We start from the raw sequence: 5886 nt of genomic DNA, 5'->3' as shown, positions 1-5886 counted from the left end.
CGGACCCGCGCCACGGCCCACGAGCGGACGCCGCAGCAGGAGCGCCAGAAGGCCGCCAGAGAGGCCGAGCGCGGCCGTGAGGCTTGGACGCTAGGTGTGATGTCCAGGGACGTTGTTCTGGCCCCCGCCCGTAATGACACCGTGCCGATTCAAGAAGTATCTGTCCAGACCGCTCGCCATTGAAGGCATGTTAGAGTTTGGGGCATGTCGAGTCCCGAATCAGACAGGTCAGGGGTTGCCGGTCACACCGCCAGCCCCTTGAACCACTAGTTACGACGCCCACGATCTGTGTGGGCGTATGTCTGGCGTACCCGGGGCGCTGGCCGTGGTGACAAGAAGAACCATTTCTTGATCTCACACCTCGGAGTACTCGATGCCTTTTGCCCTCTACATGCTTGCCCTGGCGGTCTTCGTCATGGGCACTTCAGAATTCATGCTCGCGGGATTGCTCCCCGCGATCGCGACCGAACTTGACGTCTCGGTCGGCACTGCGGGACTGCTGACCTCCGCATTCGCAGTCGGTATGGTCGTCGGCGCGCCAGTGATGGCGGCATTCGCTCGCCGTTGGCCACCGCGGCTCACATTGATCGTTTGCCTTCTCGTGTTCGCGGGAAGCCACGTCATCGGAGCGATGACACCAGTGTTCTCTCTCCTGCTCATCACCCGGGTGCTCAGCGCTCTCGCAAACGCAGGATTCCTCGCCGTAGCACTGAGCACGGCCACTACCCTCGTGCCAGCGAACCAGAAGGGGCGTGCACTGTCGATCCTGCTCTCCGGCACGACGATCGCAACCGTCGTGGGCGTCCCCGCCGGGGCACTGCTCGGCACAGCGCTGGGCTGGCGAACGACGTTCTGGGCGATCGCCATCCTCTGTATTCCCGCGGCCGTTGGAGTCATTCGTGGCGTCACGAACAATGTTGGTCGGAGCGAGACTAGCGCGACCTCACCAAGGCTCCGTGTCGAGCTCAGCCAGTTGGCGACGCCGCGGCTCATCCTGGCCATGGTACTCGGAGCGCTGATCAACGGAGGGACCTTTGCGGCATTCACCTTCCTGGCACCCATCGTGACCGAGACCGCGGGCTTGGCCGAAGCGTGGGTGTCCGTCGCGCTGGTGATGTTCGGCATCGGATCGTTCCTTGGCGTCACGATCGCAGGACGACTATCAGATCAACGACCTGGCCTCGTGCTCGCAGTCGGCGGACCGCTATTGCTGACAGGCTGGATCGTGTTGGCAGTGGTCGCATCTCATCCCGTCGCGCTTATCGTCCTCGTCCTCGTTCAGGGATTCCTGTCGTTCGGCGTCGGCAGTACTCTGATCACGCGTGTGCTGTATGCAGCATCGGGTGCGCCAACGATGGGCGGTTCGTACGCAACCGCAGCATTGAATATCGGAGCTGCAGCGGGGCCCGTGCTTGGTGCGCTCGGGCTCGCGACCGGGCTGGGGCTGCTCGCGCCGGTTTGGGTCGCTTCGGTGCTGACAGCGATCGCTCTCGTCATCATGCTTCTCACCAGACGCGCGCTTACGAAGACCGCGGCGGAGGCCAATTGATGACCCATCCGAACGCTCTTCTCACTCCTCGTGCCCGTCTCCGGTTAGCCCGGCTGATTGTCGAAGACGGCTATCCGGCCACGATCGCCGCAAAGATGTTCATGGTCTCCCCGATCACTGCCCGGAAATGGGCAGGCCGCTACCGGGAAGAGGGTGAGTTTGGGATGCAGGATCGCTCCAGCAAGCCGCACCGGATCCCAGGCAGGACGCCCGAGCATGTCAAGAAGAAGATCATCAACCTGCGCTGGCGGCTTCGACTGGGGCCAGCCCAGATCGCTGCGCGACTTGGTCTCTCGACGTCGACTGTTCACGCGGTCCTCGTCCGTTGCCGCGTGAACCGCCTCTCGCATATCGATCGTGTCACTGGCGAGCCATTGCGGCGATATGAGCATCCTCATCCGGGATCGTTGATTCATGTCGATGTCACGAAGTTCGGCAACATCCCCGACGGCGGTGGACATCGTTACGTAGGTCGGCAGCAAGGCGCACGGAACAAGCTCGCGACTCCGGGATTACCACGAGGAAAAGATCACAAGCCGCGCACCGGGACGGCGTTCGTTCACACAGTCATCGACGACCACTCCCGCGTCGCATACGCAGAAATCTGGTCGGATGAGCAGGCGAGCACAGCGGTGGGAGTTCTCGAACGCGCCGTGGCCTGGTTCGCCGAACGAGGCGTGACCGTCGAGCGAGTCCTATCCGACAACGGGTCGGCATACAGATCCCACGCATGGAGGGACTTCTGCGCTCGGCTCGGCATCCGACACAAGCGGACACGCCCCTACCGGCCGCAGACGAACGGGAAGATCGAGCGATTCCACCGCACGCTCGGGGACGGCTGGGCCTATGCCAGGTTTTACGGTTCAGAGGCCGAACGACGCCTGGCGCTGCCCGGCTGGCTCCACTTCTACAACCACCACCGACACCACTCTGCGATTGGCGGCGTACCCTTCGACCGACTCAACAACGTCCCTGGACATCACAGCTAGGGCAGGGCATGAAAAAGCCCGTAGCGGGCTGCTACGGGCGTCTGACGCGGTGGAAAGGGGGAGGGGATGTTGTCTACATGGCTCTGCTGTAGTGAGTGGGTTGCGCTCCGGCAGCGGTCCTGATCAATCGTCACCCTTTCTCGGTCCTTCAACGTTCCTGACAACGAGCCTCCTTTTCGCCAATCCATCGACAATCACCGCGAGTCCCTGCTCGAACGCTGCGTCCGGACCGGCTTCGTCGAAGGCGTCTATCGCGGCCCGCAACAGCGGCGAGAGCGGAGCCTGTTCAACGGTGCCGCCGCGCTCGCCGGCATCGCTGTCGCCGGCCTGCTCCTCAAGCACGGCCCCAACAGTGAAGTAGCTGATTGTCATCAGCGCATTGACGGCGTCCCCGGCCGAAAAACCCGCCTCGCAGAGGAAGCGAAGCTGCGCGTCGGCCGTTTCCATCTGCGGTGCGCCCGGTCGCGTGCCGGCATGGATGCGCGCGCCATCGCGGTAGGCGAGCAGCGCCTGCCTGAAGCTGCGGGCATTCCCGATCAGAAATGAGCGCCAGTCGTCGTCGGCTCTCGGCACCGAATGCGTATGATTCTCCGCCAGCATGGCTTCGGCCAGTGCGTCGAGCAGCGCCCGCTTGTTCCTGAAGTGCCAGTAAAGCGCCGGCTGCTGAACCCCCAACCGTTCCGCCAGTTTGCGTGTCGTCAGACCGTCTACGCCGACCTCGTTCAACAGGTCCAGGGCGGCACGGATCACTGTATTCGGCTGCAACTTTGTCATGCTTGACACTTTATCACTGATAAACATAATATGTCCACCAACTTATCAGTGATAAAGAATCCGCGCGTTCAATCGGACCAGCGGAGGCTGGTCCGGAGGCCAGACGTGAAACCCAACAGACCCCTGATCGTAATTCTGAGCACTGTCGCGCTCGACGCTGTCGGCATCGGCCTGATTATGCCGGTGCTGCCGGGCCTCCTGCGCGATCTGGTTCACTCGAACGACGTCACCGCCCACTATGGCATTCTGCTGGCGCTGTATGCGTTGATGCAATTTGCCTGCGCACCTGTGCTGGGCGCGCTGTCGGATCGTTTCGGGCGGCGGCCGGTCTTGCTCGTCTCGCTGGCCGGCGCTGCTGTCGACTACGCCATCATGGCGACGGCGCCTTTCCTTTGGGTTCTCTATATCGGGCGGATCGTGGCCGGCATCACCGGGGCGACTGGGGCGGTAGCCGGCGCTTATATTGCCGATATCACTGATGGCGATGAGCGCGCGCGGCACTTCGGCTTCATGAGCGCCTGTTTCGGGTTCGGGATGGTCGCGGGACCTGTGCTCGGTGGGCTGATGGGCGGTTTCTCCCCCCACGCTCCGTTCTTCGCCGCGGCAGCCTTGAACGGCCTCAATTTCCTGACGGGCTGTTTCCTTTTGCCGGAGTCGCACAAAGGCGAACGCCGGCCGTTACGCCGGGAGGCTCTCAACCCGCTCGCTTCGTTCCGGTGGGCCCGGGGCATGACCGTCGTCGCCGCCCTGATGGCGGTCTTCTTCATCATGCAACTTGTCGGACAGGTGCCGGCCGCGCTTTGGGTCATTTTCGGCGAGGATCGCTTTCACTGGGACGCGACCACGATCGGCATTTCGCTTGCCGCATTTGGCATTCTGCATTCACTCGCCCAGGCAATGATCACCGGCCCTGTAGCCGCCCGGCTCGGCGAAAGGCGGGCACTCATGCTCGGAATGATTGCCGACGGCACAGGCTACATCCTGCTTGCCTTCGCGACACGGGGATGGATGGCGTTCCCGATCATGGTCCTGCTTGCTTCGGGTGGCATCGGAATGCCGGCGCTGCAAGCAATGTTGTCCAGGCAGGTGGATGAGGAACGTCAGGGGCAGCTGCAAGGCTCACTGGCGGCGCTCACCAGCCTGACCTCGATCGTCGGACCCCTCCTCTTCACGGCGATCTATGCGGCTTCTATAACAACGTGGAACGGGTGGGCATGGATTGCAGGCGCTGCCCTCTACTTGCTCTGCCTGCCGGCGCTGCGTCGCGGGCTTTGGAGCGGCGCAGGGCAACGAGCCGATCGCTGATAGAGGTTTATAGCGGCTTCGTTCCCTTCCGCAACCGTCAGCATGATCTGCTCCACATGCTCGCGGCCATAGTCTATCACCGCCCGCAGCAGCATACCGGCGACCCCTCGGCCTCGCTGTTCGGGCTCCACGAAAACGCCGGACAGATGCGCCTTGTGAGCGTCCTTGGGGCCGTCCTCCTGTTTGAAGACCGACAGCCCAATGATCTCGCCGTCGATGTAGGCGCCGAATGCCACGGCATCTCGCAACCGTTCAGCGAACGCCTCCATGGGCTTTTTCTCCTCGTGCTCGTAAACGGACCCGAACATCTCTGGAGCTTTCTTCAGGGCCGACAATCGGATCTCGCGGAAATCCTGCACGTCGGCCGCTCCAAGCCGTCGAATCTGAGCCTTAATCACAATTGTCAATTTTAATCCTCTGTTTATCGGCAGTTCGTAGAGCGCGCCGTGCGTCCCGAGCGATACTGAGCGAAGCAAGTGCGTCGAGCAGTGCCCGCTTGTTCCTGAAATGCCAGTAAAGCGCTGGCTGCTGAACCCCCAGCCGGAACTGACCCCACAAGGCCCTAGCGTTTGCAATGCACCAGGTCATCATTGACCCAGGCGTGTTCCACCAGGCCGCTGCCTCGCAACTCTTCGCAGGCTTCGCCGACCTGCTCGCGCCACTTCTTCACGCGGGTGGAATCCGATCCGCACATGAGGCGGAAGGTTTCCAGCTTGAGCGGGTACGGCTCCCGGTGCGAGCTGAAATAGTCGAACATCCGTCGGGCCGTCGGCGACAGCTTGCGGTACTTCTCCCATATGAATTTCGTGTAGTGGTCGCCAGCAAACAGCACGACGATTTCCTCGTCGATCAGGACCTGGCAACGGGACGTTTTCTTGCCACGGTCCAGGACGCGGAAGCGGTGCAGCAGCGACACCGATTCCAGGTGCCCAACGCGGTCGGACGTGAAGCCCATCGCCGTCGCCTGTAGGCGCGACAGGCATTCCTCGGCCTTCGTGTAATACCGGCCATTGATCGACCAGCCCAGGTCCTGGCAAAGCTCGTAGAACGTGAAGGTGATCGGCTCGCCGATAGGGGTGCGCTTCGCGTACTCCAACACCTGCTGCCACACCAGTTCGTCATCGTCGGCCCGCAGCTCGACGCCGGTGTAGGTGATCTTCACGTCCTTGTTGACGTGGAAAATGACCTTGTTGTCATTTTCAGAAGACGACTGCACGGAATATCAGGAGTCGGCTGCACTGGTGGATTGCAGCGCGGTGTACAGGGCCG

General features: G+C 62.2%; 7 protein-coding genes and 1 pseudogene. 4 read left to right on the top strand and 4 right to left on the bottom strand.

Annotated elements, in window-relative coordinates; translation table 11 throughout:
* The first annotated feature begins 298 nt into the window (after positions 1–298).
* From L976_RS23810 to L976_RS00130, 3 genes are read left to right on the top strand one after another with little or no spacing between them, the layout of a single operon-like run.
* Positions 299–352: a chloramphenicol resistance leader peptide gene (locus tag L976_RS23810; RefSeq protein ID WP_011113070.1), complete on the top strand. Its 54-nt coding sequence runs from the start codon at positions 299–301 to the stop codon at positions 350–352.
* A 21-nt stretch (positions 353–373) separates the two neighbouring features.
* Complete coding sequence (gene cmx, locus L976_RS00135; protein ID WP_047217927.1) at positions 374–1549, top strand: chloramphenicol efflux MFS transporter Cmx; 1176 nt, start codon at positions 374–376, stop codon at positions 1547–1549.
* The gene (locus L976_RS00130; protein ID WP_167380529.1) at positions 1549–2538 is read left to right on the top strand and encodes an IS481-like element IS5564 family transposase; all 990 of its coding nucleotides are present in this window, start codon (positions 1549–1551) and stop codon (positions 2536–2538) included. Before cmx ends, L976_RS00130 begins: the two co-directional genes overlap by 1 nt.
* A gap of 123 nt (positions 2539–2661) precedes the next feature.
* Here L976_RS00130 and tetR(A) read toward each other — a convergent pair whose 3' ends face one another.
* Positions 2662–3312, bottom strand: a complete 651-nt coding sequence (gene tetR(A), locus L976_RS00125) for a tetracycline resistance transcriptional repressor TetR(A) (RefSeq protein WP_000164043.1) — start codon at positions 3310–3312, stop codon at positions 2662–2664.
* A gap of 105 nt (positions 3313–3417) precedes the next feature.
* Here tetR(A) and tet(A) point away from each other — a divergent pair, with 105 nt between their 5' ends.
* A complete protein-coding gene (gene tet(A), locus L976_RS00120; protein WP_000804064.1) occupies positions 3418–4617 on the top strand; it encodes a tetracycline efflux MFS transporter Tet(A) in 1200 nt (399 codons plus the stop codon).
* On the opposite strand, the gene L976_RS00115 is transcribed toward tet(A), so the two are convergent.
* The 3 genes and pseudogenes from L976_RS00115 to trfA all read right to left on the bottom strand — a co-directional run bounded on the left by L976_RS00115 (position 4548) and on the right by trfA (position 5833).
* A complete protein-coding gene (locus tag L976_RS00115; RefSeq protein ID WP_223155915.1) occupies positions 4548–5015 on the bottom strand; it encodes a GNAT family N-acetyltransferase in 468 nt (155 codons plus the stop codon). The genes tet(A) and L976_RS00115 overlap by 70 nt on opposite strands.
* A 72-nt stretch (positions 5016–5087) precedes the next feature.
* Positions 5088–5160 (bottom strand): annotated as a pseudogene (locus tag L976_RS23565) (TetR family transcriptional regulator); the annotation flags it as partial.
* 19 nt (positions 5161–5179) lie between these two features.
* Positions 5180–5833, bottom strand: coding sequence for a plasmid replication initiator TrfA (gene trfA, locus L976_RS00110; RefSeq protein ID WP_052183915.1), 654 nt, complete (start codon positions 5831–5833; stop codon positions 5180–5182).
* Between the last annotated feature and the right edge of the window lie 53 nt (positions 5834–5886).

This window comes from Shewanella sp. ZOR0012 (assembly GCF_000798835.1).
GTDB lineage: Bacteria > Pseudomonadota > Gammaproteobacteria > Enterobacterales > Shewanellaceae > Shewanella > Shewanella xiamenensis.
The sequence above is the reverse complement of the archived record's forward strand: the minus strand, read 5'-3'. Positions and strand labels throughout refer to the sequence as shown.

Excerpts from the sequence above, each read along its gene's own strand:
- cmx (WP_047217927.1), top strand. The coding sequence starts at position 374 with ATGCCTTTTGCCCTCTACATGCTTGCCCTGGCGGTCTTCGTCATGGGC.
- L976_RS00130 (WP_167380529.1), top strand. The coding sequence starts at position 1,549 with ATGACCCATCCGAACGCTCTTCTCACTCCTCGTGCCCGTCTCCGGTTA.